Here is a 17,081-nt window from a genome sequence, read left to right as displayed (position 1 = left end):
CTGAGCCAGGATCAAACTCTCCGTAAAAGACCTGCGAAACAACAACCCCCGAAGAGGCTGCGAATCAGTCAAAGACATCAAGTCAAATCACTAGCAAATAAACTCAACTAGCATTTTCAAACAACACTCGACAACAGCCACCACAAGCGGATGGCTGATACATCGAATGCTTTCACCAAATAAAATTCGGCACTGACATTCATCGACACACTGTTGAGTTCTCAAAGAACACGCACACACCATGGTCACCGTGTGAACGGCAACGTCCGGGGCTTACACGCTCGAACCCCAGACATGGCTGATAACCTCTGCCTTGTCTGGGTTGTTCAGGACGTACTCCGTACAACCTCGTTGTCCCGGTTTGTGAAGACCGGGTCGGTGTCCGTGTCGCTCTGACTCGACAAAAGTTACGCGAAGACCAACGCTTACGCAAATCGCCTGGTCAGATGTAATTTCCGTGTGAACATCTAGGTCGAGCGTGCAGTCAGACGACGGCGATGGCGTCTATCTCGACCAACATCTCCTCGCGCGGAAGCCCCGTGAACACGGTCGTGCGGCTCGGCAGCACGTCGCCTGTCGTGTGCGCCGAGACGAACTCGCCATAGGCGTCGTTCATGATGGAGAAGTCCTCACGCTTGGTCAGGTACACACGCAGCATGACGACGTCGTCGAACGTCGCGCCGCCGGCTTCCACGATTGCCTTGACGTTCTCCAAGGTTCGAGTGGTCTGCGCGGCGACGTCACCTGGGAACAGGTATTCGCTCGTCGCCGGATCCACCGGGCCCTGACCGGAAACCTGCACGAACGGCCCTTTCCGCACCCCCTGGGAGAAGGTGTGTGCCGGGGCCGGGGCACCGGTGGTGCGGATTTCGATCTTTTCGCTCATGATCTTCCTTCCATGGAACTGTCGTTGGTCAGTGGGCGGTCATGTCGATCGGGCGGCCGCCAGCCCAGTCCTTCGGAAATTGCGGCTGCTGCGTTGCGCACTGCGGGCAGCGCAGCCAGTACTTGCTGGTGGTCGAGCAGCATGTCCGGTACCGACATGGACACCGCGGCCACCACGTCTCCGGTCCCGTTGCGCACCGCGCAGCCGATGCAATTGACGAAAGACTCGTGTTCTTCACGGTCCTCCGCAAAATTCTGCTCGTCCACGAGCTCGAGCTCGCGCAGGTACTGCTCCGGTGTAGTGATCGTGCGTTCCGTGAACGGCGTGTACGTGATGCGTCGAGCGATCTCTTCTCGTTCGGCGCGCGGGCGGCCTGCGACCAAGATCTTTCCCACCGCGGTGCAGTGCAGCGGTGCCGGCCGGCCGACGCGTGAGTACATCCGCACGCTCTGCTGTGCGTCGAACTTGTCGATGTAGATCACCTCCCCCGCCTCGTACGTGGCCAGGTGCACCGTCTGGCCCGTGTCGGAGTTCAGTGCGGCGAGATGCGGTCGCGCGACGGTGCGCACGTCTCGCTGTTCGAGCGCGTGGTTTGCGAGCTCGAACAACCTCGAACCGAGTTGGTACCGGTGATCCGCTCCATGGCTGACGAACCTGTCTGATTCCATGGTCCGAAGCAGTCGCAGCACCGTCGTCTTGTGTACACCGAGGACTGCGGCGAGTTCGTCGAGTGACTTCGATCCGTCCCCGAGCAAACCCAGGATCGTCAGCGCCCTCGACAAGCTCTGGCTCACAGCGCCGCCTCGGTGTGCACCGCTGCCACGGCCGCGTAGTCGAGTGTCGCCCACGCATCGTCGTCGATTCCGGCCAGTGCTGCCAGTTCGTCGTGCGGCAGGACTTTCGCTACATCACCGTGGCCGGTCAACGCGCCTGCGGCACAGAGATGTCCGAATCGCACGCGCTGCGCCGCGCTGTATCCCATCAGCAACGCGGCCAGAAAGCCGCCGGCGAAAGCGTCACCTGCACCGATCTTTTCTACGACGTCGAGTGTCAATGCGGGGACGTCGACTCGCGCGCCCCCCTCGAATGCCGTCACTGTGTGCGCATCGTTCTTGATCACCAGATGACGGGGCTCGGGAAACATCTCGCGTAGTTCGACTGGACTCGAGGTCCCGAACACCGAGGCGGCCTCGTCGGCACCCATCGCCACGATGTCGCTACCGCGGACGTGCTCACCGAGGACGCGGGCCGCGTCGTCCGAACGCCCGGCCCACAAGGCCGGCCGATAGTTGAGATCGAAGCTGACAGTGGAGGGGCCGGCCATCAGGCTTCGCGTCAATTGTTCCGCAGTAGGTGAGATGGCGACGGTGATTCCGGTGAAGTGGACGATATCGGCGCAGTCGATCGACGCCTGCACCTCGCCGTGAATGTCGTTGGGCGAGAGCGCAGTAGCAGCCGAGCGAGACCGGTAGTACGTCATTGCACTGTCTCCCAGAGGCAGGTCGTGACGGTGATTGGACCCCGATCCGCGCTCCTTGATGTAGAGGCCCGTCGGCCGCCCGTTATCGACGATCACGCCCGACGTGTCCACACCGGCAGCGTCGAGTTCCGCGACCAGATATCGGCCGAACCCGTCGTCACCCACCCGCGAGATCCAGGCAGCCTCGACTCCCAGTTGGACGAGGGCACGAGCAACGTTGGCTTCCGCACCCCCGGCTGTCCGCTGGAACGTCTCCGACGATTCCAGCGGGCCAGGGTGTGCGACAAGGACAGCGAGGCCTTCGCCTACACACACCACCCGGGGGGCTGTCATGTCCATCTCCTCGAACTCTTGCGGGATTGCACCGTTGGATGCAGACTACAAATGAATGACACGCTACGCAACCGTCGTTGCATATAGCGCAACGCAAGACTTGGAGGAGACTGTCGTGATCGATACTGCCGGAGTCGAGGCGCTGAGTCGACGTCTCCTGGGGCCCGAACACAAGTCTCTCCCACCGAGATCGTGGGGACAGAGCGCCGAGAGCTTTCTGGCCACCGCACCGCGGCTGTCCGAGTTCACCACCCCGGTACTCACCCTCGACAGGACACGCATCGCATCGAACATCGATGTGATGGCGCAGTGGACCGAGAAGGCGGGCGTCCTCCTGGCACCCCACGGCAAAACGACCATGGCTCCCCAACTGTGGAAGCAGCAACTGGATGCGGGCTGCTGGGCCATCACCCTCGCTACCGGTTGGCAAGTTCAGGTGGCACGCGCATTCGGTGTCGAGAGAATCGTTCTCGCCAATGCCGAAGTCGATCCCGTTGCTCTGAACTGGGTTGCCGCCGAACTGGACTCGCATCCCGAGTTCGAGTTCTACTGCTGGGCAGACAGCGTCGCCACGGTGCGAGAGATGAACCGCATCATTGCCGACCACGGCGATCGACCGGTGTCCGTCGTCGTCGAACTCGGCGGCGAGCACGGACGAACCGGCGCGCGAACGACCGAGGAGGCCGTTGCAGTAGGACGGGAGATCGCCGCGTCACCCCGCCTCGAACTGGCCGGTGTGGGCGGCTACGAGGGTGCCCTGAGCCACGACCGTTCCGAGGCCGGTCTCGCGGCAGTACGCACTTACCTCGACACTCTCGCCGCACTACATCGCACCTTCGATGCCGAAGGACTGTACGGCGATCACGCCATTGTGACCGCAGGCGGAAGCGCGTACCAGGATCTGGTGGTCGAACGCCTGCATTCACTGACCTCGGGCAACGGCGTGCGCACCGACGTCGTGCTCCGATCCGGGGCCTATGTGGCGCACGACGACGGCTTCTATTCGCAGATCTCACCACTGACTCCCGCCCGAACCGAGATGCCGTTGGTGTCTGCGATGCACGGATGGGCGCGAGTGGTGTCACGCCCCGAGCCCGGCCTCGCATTGCTGGACGCGGGTAAGCGCGACTTTCCTTTCGACGAAGGAATGCCCGTCCCGCAACGTGTTCGAGGTAATGAGCTCCTGGATCAGGGCGCGGAGGTGACGGCGCTCAACGACCAGCATGCTTTTCTTCGACTACCGGCAGACGACGCCGACGCACTTCCGGTGGGGGCGGTGCTGCGGCTCGGCCTCTCGCACCCATGCACTGCGTTCGACAAATGGCGTCTGATCCCCGTCGTGGACGACTCGGACGGCGACGACCCACTCGTGGTCGATCTGATACACACCTTTTTCTAGGAAGCAGAACTTGATGGCGGACATACTATTTCGCGGATTCGACGTCATCGACGGAACCGGTTCCGCGCGGCTGCAGCGGGACGTTCTCGTCCGTGACGGCACCATTGCAGCACTCGCCGCGCCCGGAAGCCATTCCAGCGCAGACAGAATTGTCGATGCAGCACCAGGTCACGTCCTGTCCCCCGGCTTCATCGACATGCATGCGCACTCCGATCTGGGATTGCTGACCGATCCTGGGCACTTCGCCAAGATCAGCCAGGGTGTCACCACCGAGGTGATCGGACAGGACGGCATCGCGTACGCGCCCATCGACGATGCGACGTTGGACGTCATCCGGCGACAAATCGCCGGGTGGAACGGCAATCCCGTCGATCTGGACTTCTCCTGGCGAACGGTTGCGGAGTATCTCGCCCGACTCGACCGAGGCATCACGCCGAATGCCGCATATCTGGTTCCGCAGGGAACGCTGCGCTACCTGGCCGTCGGTGCCGAGCGACGTCCCGCAACGCCGTCCGAGATCACCCACATGCAGGAGTTGCTGGCACAGGGTCTGCAGGACGGTGCCGTCGGAATGTCGAGCGGACTGACCTACACACCCGGAATGTATGCCGACACAAGCGAATTGCGAGCACTGTGTGAGGTAGTGGCAGACTTCGGCGGGTTCTATGCTCCCCACACCCGGTCGTACGGCGCGGGTGCACTCGACGCCTACCAGGAGATGCTCGATCTCTCCAGAGAAACCGGATGCGCTCTGCATCTGACCCACGCAACGATGAACTTCGGTGTCAATCGTGGGCGGGCACGCGAATTTCTCGATCTTGTCGACTCCGCGATCACCGACGGCTGCGACGTCACGCTCGATACGTATCCGTACCTACCCGGGGCCACGACTCTGTCTGCGCTGCTGCCGAGTTGGGCGATGTCGGGTGGACCGGACCGAGCGCTGGAACGACTCGACGATCCGGCCGAGCGTCGCCGGATAGCGCAGGACGTCGATGTCGACGGCTCGGACGGCTGCCACGGAGTCACCGTCGAGTGGGAGACAATTCAGCTCAGCGGGGTATCGAACCCGGAACTCGACCGATACGTCGGTCGCACGATGGCCGAGATCGCGGCGGACGAAGGGCTCGAGCCGGTCGACGTGTTCTTCGACTTTCTACGCCGCGACGCTCTGGCCACGACCATCCTGCAGCACGTCGGGCACGAGGAGAACGTTCGCGAGATCATGCAGCATCCGCACCATATGGGCGGCAGTGACGCCATTCTCGTGGGCGAAAAGCCACATCCGCGTGCGTGGGGAACATTCCCCCGCTATTTGGGCCACTACGTGCGGGACGAGCAACTGCTCTCACTCGAGGAGTGCATCAATCACCTCACGGGTCGTCCCGCTGCACGGTTGAGACTGCGCAACCGCGGCACGATCGCCGTGGGCCATGCTGCCGATCTCGTGGTGTTCGACCCGGACGCCGTTCGAGACACCGCCACGTTCCAAGAGCCCAAACAGCAGGCCGAGGGAATCAGCCACGTCATGGTCAACGGCTCGTTCGCGATAGACGATTTCCTTCCCACCCACTCCTTGGCAGGCCATGCCCTGCGTATGGACTCAGCCAGAAAGCAGACGTCGTGAATTCACTGACGGCAATTCTCGAAGACCGCGCACTCGCCGTGGTGCGCGCGCCGCACATCTCGGATCCCGCCGCACTCGCACACGCCTTGGCCGGCGGCGGTATTCGCGCCGTGGAGCTCACGTTCACCACGCCGGGAGTCCTCGACCTCATCCGCGCCGCATCCGATGCGGGTGCCATCGTCGGGGCCGGAACGGTCCTCACCGCCGATCAAGCCCGGGCCGCCCTGGACTCGGGTGCCAGTTTCGTCGTGACACCCGGGCTGCGGGCGGACGTCGCCGCCGTGGTGACCGCCGCGCGCATCCCGCTGATGATGGGGGCACTCACCCCGTCCGAGGTGATGACCGCGCTCGACCTCGGTGCAGACGCGGTGAAGATCTTCCCGGCGCGCACCGTCGGACCGGCCTATTTCAAGGACTTGCTCGGTCCGTTCCCGGATGCACGTCTGGTCCCGTCCGGCGGCGTCAACGCCGCAAATGCCGCGCACTTTCTGGCAGCCGGGGCAGTGGCTGTAACTGCCGGCACGGATGTGGTGCCGCCGAATTCTGTTGCTGCCGCTCAGTGGGACGACATCGCAGCACGAGCCCGGGCTTTCGTCCACGCCATCGAAACCGCCAACGAGAAAGAACTGTCATGAATTCTGTCGTCGACTGGCTGAGAACCTCGACACCCGGCCTGCTGGTGTTGTGCGGCATAGCGATCGTCGTGTTGCTCGTCGTGATCATCAAGATCAAATTGGAACCGTTCGTCGCACTCCTCATCGTCGGACTCGGCCTGGCCCTGGCTGCCGGTCTCCCGGTCAACCAGATCGTCGGAACCGCGATCAAGAGCAACGAATCGTTGCTCGAGACCGGCTTCGGCGGGATTCTCGGCCATATCGCCGTCATCATCGGCCTCGGCACCGTATTGGGGGCCATACTCGAAAAGTCCGGCGGCGCACAGGCGTTGACTGCCAAGTTGCTCGGAATATTCGGCGAGCGCGGGGCTCCCGTCGCAATGGGCCTGCTCGGATTGATCTTCGGTATCCCGGTGTTCTTCGACATCGGCATCTTCGTGCTCGCCCCGCTGGTGTACGTCGCCGCGCGCCAAGGCGGAAAGTCGCTGGTGCTGTACGCGTTGCCGATGCTCGCCGGCTTGTCGATGACGCATGCATTCTTGCCGCCGCACCCCGGGCCGGTGGCACTCGGTGGACTGCTCGAGGTCAATCTCGGTTGGCTGATCCTGTTCGGCTTCATCTGTGGCATACCCGGATTCATCGCTGCGGGCCTGGTATGGGGAAACTGGATCGGCAAGCGCATCATCGTCGAGGTTCCGGACGACTTCATCAACGACGGGGACGACTCGCCCCGCGACTCGAACGGTGGCGCCGGTGCCGTCACCACCGGACGACCGGTGGTCACGACGCCTCCCTCGGTGGGCACCATCGGCGCGATCATCGCAGTGCCGCTGGTCCTCATCCTCGGTGCCACCTTCGGCAGCATCCTGCTCGACCCGGGCAATCTGCTCGAAGTGCTGACGTTCTTCGGCACTCCGGCCGTTGCACTTCTCATTGCCGTACTGATCGCGTTCTACGTTCTGGGCATTCGCCGCGGGTCCACCGTTCAGGAGCTGAGCAAGCTCACAGGTGAGTCGCTGCGCCCGGTGGGCATGCTGTTGCTCGTCGTCGGCGCGGGTGCTTTCTTCGGAAAGGTCATCTCTGCCACAGGGATCGGCACTGCACTGGCCGACACCATGGCGGCAGCGGGTCTACCGATCATCGTCCTGGCGTACATCATCAGTTGCGCACTGCGTGTCGCACAGGGTTCGGCCACCGTCGCGATCGTCACCACCGGTGGCATCGTGGGCCCACTCGTCGCAGCGCAGGATTACTCGGCCCCCGCCGTCGCATTGATCGCCATGTCCATCGCAGCAGGCTCGATCATCGCGAGCCACGTCAACGACGGAGGCTTCTGGATCATCTCGAAGTTCTTCAACCTCACCGTCAAGCAGACGCTACAGACGTGGACCGTCCTCGAGACGATTCTGTCCGTGGTCAGTTTCGCGGTTGCCGGCATTCTCTTCGCGATCATCGCCTAGCTCGACGGCGCGGTCGGGTGTCGATGTCGGCACCTGATCGCGCCACTGGGAGTGCACCTGATCACCGACGAAATGCGTGTTCTCTGCCGACATCTCCCGGCTCCCCGACCGTCCGACGAGATCGTCTATTCGATCGTCCAGGCTGTGGGCGCGAGCCATGGCGTCCGACGTACGTGCTTCCCCCTCCGAAGATTCCACCAGATCGGCCAAACGAACCAGCGCAGCAACTCGTCCCGTCAACTGGGTCCATACGACTTCCAGTGCGCGGCGACGTGATTCGACCTGTTCCGCCGTGTCCTCGTCGACCATCGTACGACCGATTCGGATCAATTCGTCCCCTACCGAGCGCAAAGACGTTGCATCGACGGAGATTTCGGCGAGCTCGACGAACAGATCGACTTGGCTTCGCTGAAACTCGAAGTACGTCGACTGCCACGCCGGCGAGCGATGTATGCGATCGAACGAGGTGCCCGCTAGAAACAGCAGCGTGTCGTAGCGGTCCGAGAATCGATCGTCTTTGCGATCGATCAACTGATCCACGACCCCGGCTGCCCACTGCACCCGTTTGTCGATGGGCGTCCTGCGTGCAAGCGTGCTGACTCGATTCTTTGCGGCGTCCGCCAACGTCAGACCTCGCTCGGTGAGCACACCGAATCTGATGGGCGCAGGAGTGCGCATCAAGGCATCGAAGACCGCGTCGCGCTGTTCCAGGTCCAGATGAAGGCCTTCGCGCCGTTCCTTGCGGGCCGCTCGGACACCGTTGGCGTAGTGCCGATTCGACATCACGACCGTGGTTCGCAGATGCTCGATCCGCTTGTTCGACTCCGCGACTCGCAACTTGTAGACCAGAGCCGCGCCGGGCTTACCCGACGAATCCTTGGCATGCCATCGATCTCGCTCGTCCACCAACTGCCGCAAGGTTCCGAATCCCCCGACCGACGGGAGAGAACGCCCCGCATGCCACCGAGCGATGAGCACCGTTCTGATTGCTCCATCGACCCTGCCCGCCGCGACTGCCGTGGCGGCGGCGTCGGACAACGGCTCGGAATGGCCGGGTAGCCGACAGTCGGCACAAAGGCGATGCACCCGGTCGTCGAATCGAGCGCGCTGCTGTGCCGAATCGCCTGCATCGAACTGGGACATGATTTCTCCTCGGTCACACCGCCGTCCGGCGCGCTCGCAGTCGAGTGTTCCAGAAAGTTCAGATGAGCCCCTTCAGGGCTTCCTCCGTGTGCGGCTTCTTCTCCGCCAGCAGGGCGCGCGCGTCGTCCAGGCCCTCCCAGACATTCCACATCAGTACTCCGCGCACGACGGCATCGTCGTCGAGGTAGTAGACGACGCCTTCCTTTCCGATCGTCTTCCAGTCCTCCACCGTGTTCATCGACGTTGCTACCGTCCCGATTGCCTGGTAGCCGTCGTCGTACACGTCGGAATAGAAGTACGGAGTGTAGGTGTAGGCCGTTCCGGCACCTGCCATGTTGCGGCCCGCCGCTTTGCCCATCTCGGTTGCGTTGTCCACGTGCTCGATGCGTCGGCGACCGAGAATGGCGTCCGGGTAGTTGGCCACGTCGCCGGCCGCGTAGATGTGTTGGTCCGCGGTGCGCAGGAACTCGTCGACGACGATGCCGTTGTCCACCTCGAGACCTGCCGCCTCGGCCAGGTCGGTGTTGGGCCGGACACCGAGGCCGAACACGACCCCATCTGCTTCCACCACGGACCCATCGTTCAATTGCAGTTGGACACGTGCCGACGCCTCCGCACCGGACGTGACCTTGGTTCCTCGGCGCACGGTGACCCCGTGATCGGAGAACCCTTTGTCGAACCCGGCGGCCAGCGAGCGGGGGAACATGTGGCTGCCCACGACGTCGTCGGACGTGACCAGCGTGACTTTGACGCCCTGTTGAGACAGCGCAGCTGCGATTTCCGTTCCGATGTAGCCACCGCCGACCACCGCTATGTGCTCCGCGGTCTCGATCAGTTCCCGCAACATTCGGTAGTCGGCGAAGGTACGGAAGTAGATCACTCGTGGACTGGGCGACAGGTCGATCTGCGTCGGCGCTGCGCCGGTTGCGAACAAGAGCGTTCCGTACTCGTGAGTCTCACCGGCCGCTGTCGTGACCGCCTGCTTCGACCGGTCCACCGACGCGATACGCGTACCCGTGTGGACCTCGGCACCGGTATCGGAGGCGGTGCCGAGCGGAACCTGATCACGGCCGAACTCGCTGTCGGTCCACAACTTCTTCGACAGAGCGGGGCGCGTGTACGGCTCGTCGGAGTCGGATCCGAAGATCCCGATGGAACCCGTTGTGTCGTGTTCACGAATCCCACGAGCAGCACTGTCGGCAACCATTCCGCCGCCGATGATCAGGTAGTCGTATCGCATCGCTCACTCCTTGCACGTGGGGGTCTCGACGACCTGGCTACCCGGAACGGAGTGAGCGCAACCACCCCGACGCCTCGGTTCGGAGGGCCGGAGCGGACCGAACCGACCGAACTGTATGCAGCATCACACCCCGTAGAGGTTGGCCCAGGCCCGTCCAGTGGGCATCTTGGTTTGCGAGACGAAACATCGCGTTCACACATTTTGGGTTGTAACGGTTCGGCTCGGACGAACGACTCACACCTCAGGACGCGAACAAAAGGAGACGATGTGACTGTTCAGATCGATTCGCTCGCAGCCGGCACCAGCAATGCCGAGAATGCGATCGCAGACGTCGACCAACTCTTCGACGAAGTTTCAACGCTGGACGCCAACATCCTCGACGCCATCGAGCGCCGCACCCGCTTGGCGCGCACCCTCGCTGCCGTGACGCCCGCCGCCACCGTGTCGGACACCACAGCAGACCCGTACGCCGATCTCGGCAACGACGGCCGAGTTTTCTCGCGGATGCTTTCCCGCCTCGCGCAGATCGCCCGGTAACGTCCTTCCCCCTTTATTTCGCAGTCCGCGGCCCCGTCGAGCACGTCTCGACGGGGTCGCGTTGTTTCTGGTCGACAGGCACCGGTGATTTTGTCGACGGCCCGTTGTCAATACCGGCACGACCGTCGTTCGACGGTTGCTCAGTGCTGGTCCTCGACGAATAGGTGTCTTCCATGTCCCGTTTATTGTTCGCCAACATGCCTGTCCGCGATGTCGTGGCCACCCGCGCATTCTTCGAAGGTCTCGGCTTCGAGTTCAACGACGTGTTCAGCGACGAGAACACCGCTTCTATGATCGTCAGCGACCAGGCGACGGTGATGTTCCTGGCCACATCGAGGTTCGGGGATTTCATCTCCGATTCGATCTGCGACACGACGTCGGCCCGCGAGGTACTGATGTGTATTTCGGCCGACAGCCGCGCCGAGGTCGACTCACTCACGGACGCGGCCATCGCTGCGGGTGGATCGAAGTGGATGGAACCGCAGGATCATGGGTTCATGTACGGCCGGGCATTCCGTGATCTGGACGATCACGTGTGGGAAGTGATGTGGATGGACCCCTCGGCCGTTCCGACGAGCTGATTTTGCTCAGAGGCGATCGGGCAGTCCGAATCGATCGAACAGCGACAGATCGAAGAAGCAGGCAACATGCCCGACGCCTCGAGCGTCGACGTCGAGAACGTGTAGTTGGAACGGCCGATGTATTCCGTCCTCGCACACCATGTAGAGCCCGTACGCAGGTTGACCGTTAGCTGATGTCGCCACCATCCGCATGTCGCCCGCTCCCTGTGCAGGGCAATTGTTTCGGATGAGAGATCCGATCGTCTCGGCTCCCTGATACCAGCCGACGAACGGGGGCATCTCCCACACCGCGTCCGAGGTGAAGAGTGTGACCAGCCGGTCGATGTCGTAACGCTCGAAGCACTCCACGTACTGGGTCAGGAGCTGGCGCAGTTCGGCAGATTCGATGGGTTCCACGTTGTCCAGTTCCGGAGCGATCTCCTCCAATCGCTCGCGGGCCCGCTGCAGGAGGCTGTTGACCGCAGTGGTCGTCGTGGCGAGAACCTCGGCGACCTCGGAGGCCTTCCACTGCAACACCTCGCGCATCAACAGCACTGCGCGTTGTCTCGACGACAGATGCTGCAGCGACGCCACGAAGGCGAGGCGAACCGACTCCCTCCCCACCACCAACGTGGCAGGGTCGTTCGAGTCGGCCAGATCCGAATCGGCAATTGGTTCGAGCCACGGCACCTCGTTGTTCTGCACGAGTTCGTCGGTCGGGCCCGAACTCGGCGCGCCCAGCCCGGTCGGCAGCGGACGCTTGGCTCGACCCTCGAGGGCCGTGAGGCACGTGTTCGTTGCAATTCGATACAGCCAGGTGCGCAACGACGATCGGCCCTCGTATTTGGCGTACCCCCGCCAGGCGCGGATGTAGGTCTCCTGGAGCATGTCCTCGGCGTCGTGGATGGACCCGGTCATGCGGTAGCAGTGCGCCAACAGCTCGCGACGGAACGGCTCGAACTGCGCGACGAAGTCGTCGTTCTGCACAGATGCCACGGTCATGCGGAAGAGCTTAAACCGGGTTCGGTCGCATCGGCGGCCGATCGCGCGCCACCGCCGGGATTGGTCGGGCCTCTGGGTTAACCTCGGCTCGTGACATCGCTCAGCAGCATCGACGACTTGGTGGAAGAGCTGTATCTGCATCGTCGTCGCGCGTGGGAAGCCGCACTCGTCACCGCACAGAATTTTCTCGAGACCATCGCCGACGAGATACTCGAAGATGTCGACCGAGACAGACTCAATGCCCAGACCGCGCGAATCAAGGACCCTGGCAGATCCGCCGACAAACTCCGTCGCTATCTGTCCGAGGGACGCATCAGCGAACCGCACGACGCCGACGCCGTGGCCGACGCACTGCCCGATCTGGTCGGCATCAAGGTGCTGTGCAAGACCCCACGGGACCAGCTCTCGTTCGTCACCGCACTCGAGCGCGCGTGTACCGATCCGAAATGCTCTGTGCGGTTCGCGCAGCCGCCCACCGATTACGTCTCGTTTCCCAAGCCGAGCGGTTACCGGGCATATCACGCTGTCCTTGTCGTACGAGTGGCCACTCATCAGGGCGACCTCGACGTGAAGGTGGAGGTTCAGGTCAAGACTCGGCTGCAGGACGCGTGGGGCGAGCTGACCCACGAGGACATGTACAAGCCCGGTGAAGCACTCAAACCGACCAAGAAGCACACGGATTACGCCGCGCACATGGCGCACCTGCTCGATCAGGTCGACGCCATGGCCGACGATCTCGCCGCGCAGCTCGACTCGCTGACCGCCGCCTCGAAGGACGGCAGCGTGGTGGCACCCGACCCGATCCCCAAGGACCCCGACTTCATCCGGGCACGCGTCACGCGCACCGGCCCTCGCTACGCGCTCGCCGTCGGTCCGGACGGGCGCCGTGGGCTTGTCCCCGCACGGTCGGTCAAAGCCGTGATCGGCTCGACCGATCGCCTCGCAGTCAACGATTACCTCGAGGTGGGCGACTACATCGACGTCGTCGTGGAGGACTCCGAGGACGCGCTGTACTACCACCTGACCTCGCAGCCGCCGCGGCGCACGCAAGGAAAGAAACGCAAGCGCTGACCGGTGTTTCTCAGGAAGATCTCACGTCGGTCGGGTAGACATGCCATCTCGTGACCACTACCGAGAAATCCCAGGTCGTCACCGACGGCGATAGCGTCGCCGCAACTACGACCGGCACAGGTGCCTTCGGCCGTCTGCGCAGGAGACTCCGGTCTCCCGATGTGATGGTCCCGACCGTCGCGTTCGTACTCCTTGCATCGCTGTACTCCGCGATGTCCATTCTCGGCCATCGTCAACTTCGCACGTCGGGATTCGACCTCGGAATTTTCGTGCAGCAGGTGGCGTCGTACTCGCAGTTTCGGGCTCCGACCTCAGATCTGTTGGGCACCGGCTACAACACTCTCGGTGATCACTTCTCACCGATCACGGCCCTGCTGGGTCCGGTGTATCGCGTCTTCCCGCATGCCGAGACGCTGCTCGTCGCTCAGGCGGTTCTGTTCGCGCTCGCGGTGATTCCGATCAGCCGATTGGCGGTGCAGAAATTCGGCACTGTCGTCGGAATAGCGATTGCCGGCGCGTTCGGCCTGTCGTGGGGCATACAAGCCGCGCTCAACTTCGACTTCCACGAAGTAGCCTTCGCGATGCCGTTACTGGCAATGTCCCTCGTGGCTCTCGTTCGCGAACGCTGGGTGCCCGCTCTGGCCTGGGCTCTTCCGCTGGTGTTCGTCAAAGAGGACATGGGTTTGACGGTCGTCGTCATCGGCGCGCTGGTTGCCCTGTTCACCGACGGCCGTCCGCGCATCCTGGGCGCGATGACCGCGGTGTGGGGGCTGACCTGGATGATAGTGGCCGTCAAGGTGATCATTCCCGCGCTGAGCTCCGACGACTCGTACGGCCAGGGCTCGAAATTGCCGCCCATCGGCGAAGGGATCGCCGATACCGCGCACGGTCTGGTTGCCGGAGACTCCCGGGCCGCGACGGCGTTCCTACTGCTTGCCGTCACGGGGTTCTTCGCGCTGCGATCCCCACTTCTGTTGGTCGCGGTACCGACGGTTGCCTGGCGCTTCCTCAGCGACAACACCAACTTCTGGAAACCGATCTACCACTACAACGCCATTCTGATGGTGATCGTCTTCGTCGCGCTGATAGACGCCTTGGCACGCAGCGAGCGCCACGCCCAGCTGACCGAACGAGGTCGACGAGCGATAGTCGCCTTCGTCGCTGCGTTCGCATTGGTGGCACTACCGTTCCTGCCCATGTCGCGGATGGTGCACGCCGAGGAGTGGCGTGTCGATCCACAAGCAGCCACTGCCCGCGACATCTCGGCCTGGATCCCGGCCGGTGACCGTGTTGCAGCGTCGAACAACCTCGTGGCACAACTCGTCGCCGACCACGACGTCTCGGTGTTTCCGCAGCGACCGACCGACTCGACGGTGCCGGACTGGATCGTCGTCAATCGAGAACGGCCCGCGGGTTGGCCGACCGACGAACGCGGCGATCGGCAGGCGATCGACCGGGCACTGACCACCGGATACGACGTCGTCTATTCCGTGGACGGTATCGAGGTGCTGCACCGCAAATGAGCGGTCCCTACTAAGGTTTCGATCAGTTCGGGCATTTCGATTCCCCGGGGTTCTCGAACTCTCGACATTCGACCGATCACGACAGCTACGGCAAGGCAGGTACAGGACATCGACGCTAGAACCGGCGATCTCGGCACCACCCGAACAGCATCGAAGCGGTCACCGTGGAATCGGAAGAATCCGTACCGCGCACAGGTGTCGAGCAACCGATTGCTGTCCGGTCCCACCTCTGCGAAAGAAGTACGACACTTCTCGATCGACCTCGGTGACAGCGGAATCACCTACGAGGCGGGAGACGGATTCGGCGTCAAACCCGTCAACGACGCCGCACTGGTCTCGGCCGTCATCGACCGTCTCGGTGTCCCCGCAGACACGGCCGTCCACACCAAGTCCGGAGAAATCAGCCTCGCCCAGGCACTGACCACCGAATACGAAATCGGCATACCGTCGATGGACCTGATAGAGGCCGTCGCCGAGCGGGCCGGTGATGCCGAACTGGACCACGTGCTGCAGAACGGCGACCGGGCGTCGTTCGATGCGTGGACATGGGGACGCGACGTCGTCGATGTTCTCGACCTCGATCGGTCGGGGGCTCTCGACCCCGCTGAATTCCTGGGCTTGCTCCGTCCCCTGCAGCACCGCGTCTATTCGATCTCGTCGTCGCCGACAGCGCACGAGGGAAGCGTTCACCTGACCGTGTCGACCGTGAGATATCGATCGGCCGAGCGAGATCGCGGCGGGGTGTGCTCGACGTACTTGGCAGATCGCGTCGGCGACAGCCAGGAAGCGGGAGTGTTTCTTTCGGCCAACAAGTCGTTCCGACTTCCTTCCGACGACACTCCGATCGTCATGATCGGTCCGGGCACCGGAGTGGCACCGTTCCGTGCGTTTCTGCACGAACGTCGGGCTCGCGGTGCGTCGGGCCGAAACTGGCTGTTCTTCGGAGACCAACATCGAGCGAGCGACTTCCTCTACGAGGACGAACTCACGGACTTCGAGCGTGACGGTCTGCTGACCAGGCTGGATCTGGCGTTCTCGCGTGACCAGTTCGAGAAGATCTATGTACAGCACCGCATGCGCGAGGCTGGAAAACAGCTGTACGGCTGGCTCGAAGAAGGCGCACAGATCTACGTCTGTGGAGACGCGTCACGCATGGCGCAGGGAGTCGACGAGGCACTCCACGAGGTCGTCGCCGAACACGGTGGGCGCTCCTCCGACGCCGCGGAGGACTACGTGAACGACCTCAAGCGCGCCAAGCGCTATCTGCGCGACGTCTACTGACGGGCCGTTCTTGTCGGACCCCCTCGCTACCGTCACGGACACAGCAATGAAGTTCTCGTCCGAGTAGAGGGTGTGCACCGTGAACGCAGTGCAGAACGACCATTTCGACTCCACCACCGCGCGTGCATGGGGCACGTTCACCGAGAATCTGCACGCGCACCTGCGGTCGCTGCCGACACGGGACTACATCACTGTCACGGCCGCGCAGGCCAGCCCGGGCGAGCGTGGGCTCCGGCCGTACATCGACATCGCCGCAACTCGCGACGGGGCTCTGGTGTCGATCGCGTCGCTGCCCTCGCTGCTGTACCCACATGCACCGGAGTCGGTCACCCTCGACGTTCAATTGCTCGACTTCGGGTGGCTGGACCGAGGCAAGCCCGTCGCAGACGGGTCGGTCATCGATCTCACCCGAACGGATTCGAGGGCCGACGCTGCACTCGTCGCCGAGATGGTGACTCGGGCGTTCCGTGAGTTGTGGAACGTGCCCCACCCGTCGTTTCTGAGTGTGTGGGGCGTGGCCGCAGATGGAGCCGCCTCGGGGCCGATCGACCTCCAGCGCGGAATCGTCGGCGTCCGGTCAAGCACTGCCCAGGACGGCTGTGTCGACTCGACACCGACCGATCCCCCGTCCGACATCACCGACGTACCCGCCGAACTGCGATCGCTGCACACCCTATGCCAATTGACCGGTCGACAGGTCGACGCGCAGACAGTGCACTCGGTGTGCGTGGGGGCGGACATCGACGAACTCGGTGTACAGGCCATCGCCCTGCATCGCTCGGCGACCGCACACTCGGACCGCAGTGCAGCCGAGGGAGCAGGCACCTCGATCGCGGTGTGGACGGGTCTGGCCCGAACCTGGCTGTTGGTTGCCCGCAGTATCGCAGCTGCAGCCGGATCGAACCGGCACGCCTGTCACTGAACT

16 protein-coding genes are annotated in these 17,081 nt (G+C 63.2%); 10 read left to right on the top strand and 6 right to left on the bottom strand.

The features are described 5' to 3' along the window. Positions 1–484 precede the first annotated feature (484 nt). Genes E4P29_RS17420 through E4P29_RS17410 form a run of 3 tightly spaced genes read right to left on the bottom strand, consistent with a single transcriptional unit; the run spans position 485 to position 2,699 of the window. Positions 485–886: a RidA family protein gene (locus E4P29_RS17420; RefSeq protein ID WP_032372898.1), complete on the bottom strand. Its 402-nt coding sequence runs from the start codon at positions 884–886 to the stop codon at positions 485–487. Beyond that, positions 883–1,680, bottom strand: coding sequence for an IclR family transcriptional regulator (locus E4P29_RS17415; RefSeq protein ID WP_135046444.1), 798 nt, complete (start codon positions 1,678–1,680; stop codon positions 883–885). The genes E4P29_RS17420 and E4P29_RS17415 overlap by 4 nt, the downstream gene beginning before the upstream one ends. Then, positions 1,677–2,699: a sugar kinase gene (locus E4P29_RS17410; RefSeq protein ID WP_135046443.1), complete on the bottom strand. Its 1,023-nt coding sequence runs from the start codon at positions 2,697–2,699 to the stop codon at positions 1,677–1,679. The genes E4P29_RS17415 and E4P29_RS17410 overlap by 4 nt, the downstream gene beginning before the upstream one ends. A 115-nt stretch (positions 2,700–2,814) precedes the next feature. Here E4P29_RS17410 and E4P29_RS17405 point away from each other — a divergent pair, with 115 nt between their 5' ends. From E4P29_RS17405 to E4P29_RS17390, 4 genes are read left to right on the top strand one after another with little or no spacing between them, the layout of a single operon-like run. Continuing rightward, positions 2,815–4,098 (top strand): alanine racemase, encoded by a 1,284-nt coding sequence (locus tag E4P29_RS17405; RefSeq protein WP_245154379.1) that lies wholly within the window; start codon positions 2,815–2,817, stop codon positions 4,096–4,098. A 13-nt stretch (positions 4,099–4,111) separates the two neighbouring features. Beyond that, positions 4,112–5,725 (top strand): D-aminoacylase, encoded by a 1,614-nt coding sequence (locus tag E4P29_RS17400; RefSeq protein ID WP_135046442.1) that lies wholly within the window; start codon positions 4,112–4,114, stop codon positions 5,723–5,725. Next, positions 5,722–6,360, top strand: coding sequence for a bifunctional 4-hydroxy-2-oxoglutarate aldolase/2-dehydro-3-deoxy-phosphogluconate aldolase (eda, locus tag E4P29_RS17395; protein WP_135046441.1), 639 nt, complete (start codon positions 5,722–5,724; stop codon positions 6,358–6,360). Before E4P29_RS17400 ends, eda begins: the two co-directional genes overlap by 4 nt. Then, positions 6,357–7,799, top strand: coding sequence for a gluconate:H+ symporter (locus E4P29_RS17390; protein ID WP_135046440.1), 1,443 nt, complete (start codon positions 6,357–6,359; stop codon positions 7,797–7,799). Before eda ends, E4P29_RS17390 begins: the two co-directional genes overlap by 4 nt. Here the strand turns inward: E4P29_RS17390 and E4P29_RS17385 are convergent. Both E4P29_RS17385 and E4P29_RS17380 read right to left on the bottom strand, forming a co-directional pair. Then, the gene (locus tag E4P29_RS17385) at positions 7,716–8,942 is read right to left on the bottom strand and encodes a hypothetical protein (protein WP_135046439.1); all 1,227 of its coding nucleotides are present in this window, start codon (positions 8,940–8,942) and stop codon (positions 7,716–7,718) included. The two genes, E4P29_RS17390 and E4P29_RS17385, sit on opposite strands and share 84 nt — an antisense overlap. 58 nt (positions 8,943–9,000) lie before the next feature. Beyond that, entirely contained in the window at positions 9,001–10,182 is a 1,182-nt protein-coding gene (locus tag E4P29_RS17380; protein ID WP_135046438.1) for an FAD-dependent oxidoreductase, read from the bottom strand. A gap of 267 nt (positions 10,183–10,449) precedes the next feature. On the opposite strand from E4P29_RS17380, the gene E4P29_RS17375 reads away from it, so the two are divergent. Continuing rightward, positions 10,450–10,719, top strand: coding sequence for a hypothetical protein (locus tag E4P29_RS17375; RefSeq protein ID WP_135046437.1), 270 nt, complete (start codon positions 10,450–10,452; stop codon positions 10,717–10,719). Positions 10,720–10,892: 173 nt separating this feature from the next. Further along, complete coding sequence (locus E4P29_RS17370; protein WP_135046436.1) at positions 10,893–11,300, top strand: VOC family protein; 408 nt, start codon at positions 10,893–10,895, stop codon at positions 11,298–11,300. A gap of 6 nt (positions 11,301–11,306) precedes the next feature. Here the strand turns inward: E4P29_RS17370 and E4P29_RS17365 are convergent, their stop codons facing one another. Further along, the gene (locus tag E4P29_RS17365; RefSeq protein ID WP_135046435.1) at positions 11,307–12,281 is read right to left on the bottom strand and encodes a sigma-70 family RNA polymerase sigma factor; all 975 of its coding nucleotides are present in this window, start codon (positions 12,279–12,281) and stop codon (positions 11,307–11,309) included. Positions 12,282–12,371: 90 nt separating this feature from the next. Here E4P29_RS17365 and E4P29_RS17360 point away from each other — a divergent pair, with 90 nt between their 5' ends. From E4P29_RS17360 to E4P29_RS17345, 4 genes are all read left to right on the top strand, one after another. Continuing rightward, positions 12,372–13,352 carry a RelA/SpoT domain-containing protein gene (locus tag E4P29_RS17360; protein ID WP_135046434.1) on the top strand — a complete coding sequence of 327 codons (981 nt, stop codon included), beginning with the start codon at positions 12,372–12,374 and terminating at the stop codon, positions 13,350–13,352. A 50-nt stretch (positions 13,353–13,402) separates the two neighbouring features. Then, on the top strand, positions 13,403–14,875 hold the full coding sequence (locus E4P29_RS17355; protein WP_209205446.1) for a DUF2079 domain-containing protein: 1,473 nt from the start codon (positions 13,403–13,405) through the stop codon (positions 14,873–14,875). Between the two features lie 75 nt (positions 14,876–14,950). Beyond that, positions 14,951–16,156, top strand: coding sequence for a sulfite reductase subunit alpha (locus E4P29_RS17350; protein WP_245154384.1), 1,206 nt, complete (start codon positions 14,951–14,953; stop codon positions 16,154–16,156). A gap of 79 nt (positions 16,157–16,235) precedes the next feature. Further along, complete coding sequence (locus E4P29_RS17345; protein WP_135046432.1) at positions 16,236–17,078, top strand: hypothetical protein; 843 nt, start codon at positions 16,236–16,238, stop codon at positions 17,076–17,078. Positions 17,079–17,081: the final 3 nt, after the last annotated feature.

The organism is Rhodococcus sp. 1R11, from assembly GCF_004563845.1.
Classification (GTDB): Bacteria; Actinomycetota; Actinomycetes; order Mycobacteriales; family Mycobacteriaceae; genus Rhodococcoides.
The sequence above is the reverse complement of the archived record's forward strand: the minus strand, read 5'-3'. Positions and strand labels throughout refer to the sequence as shown.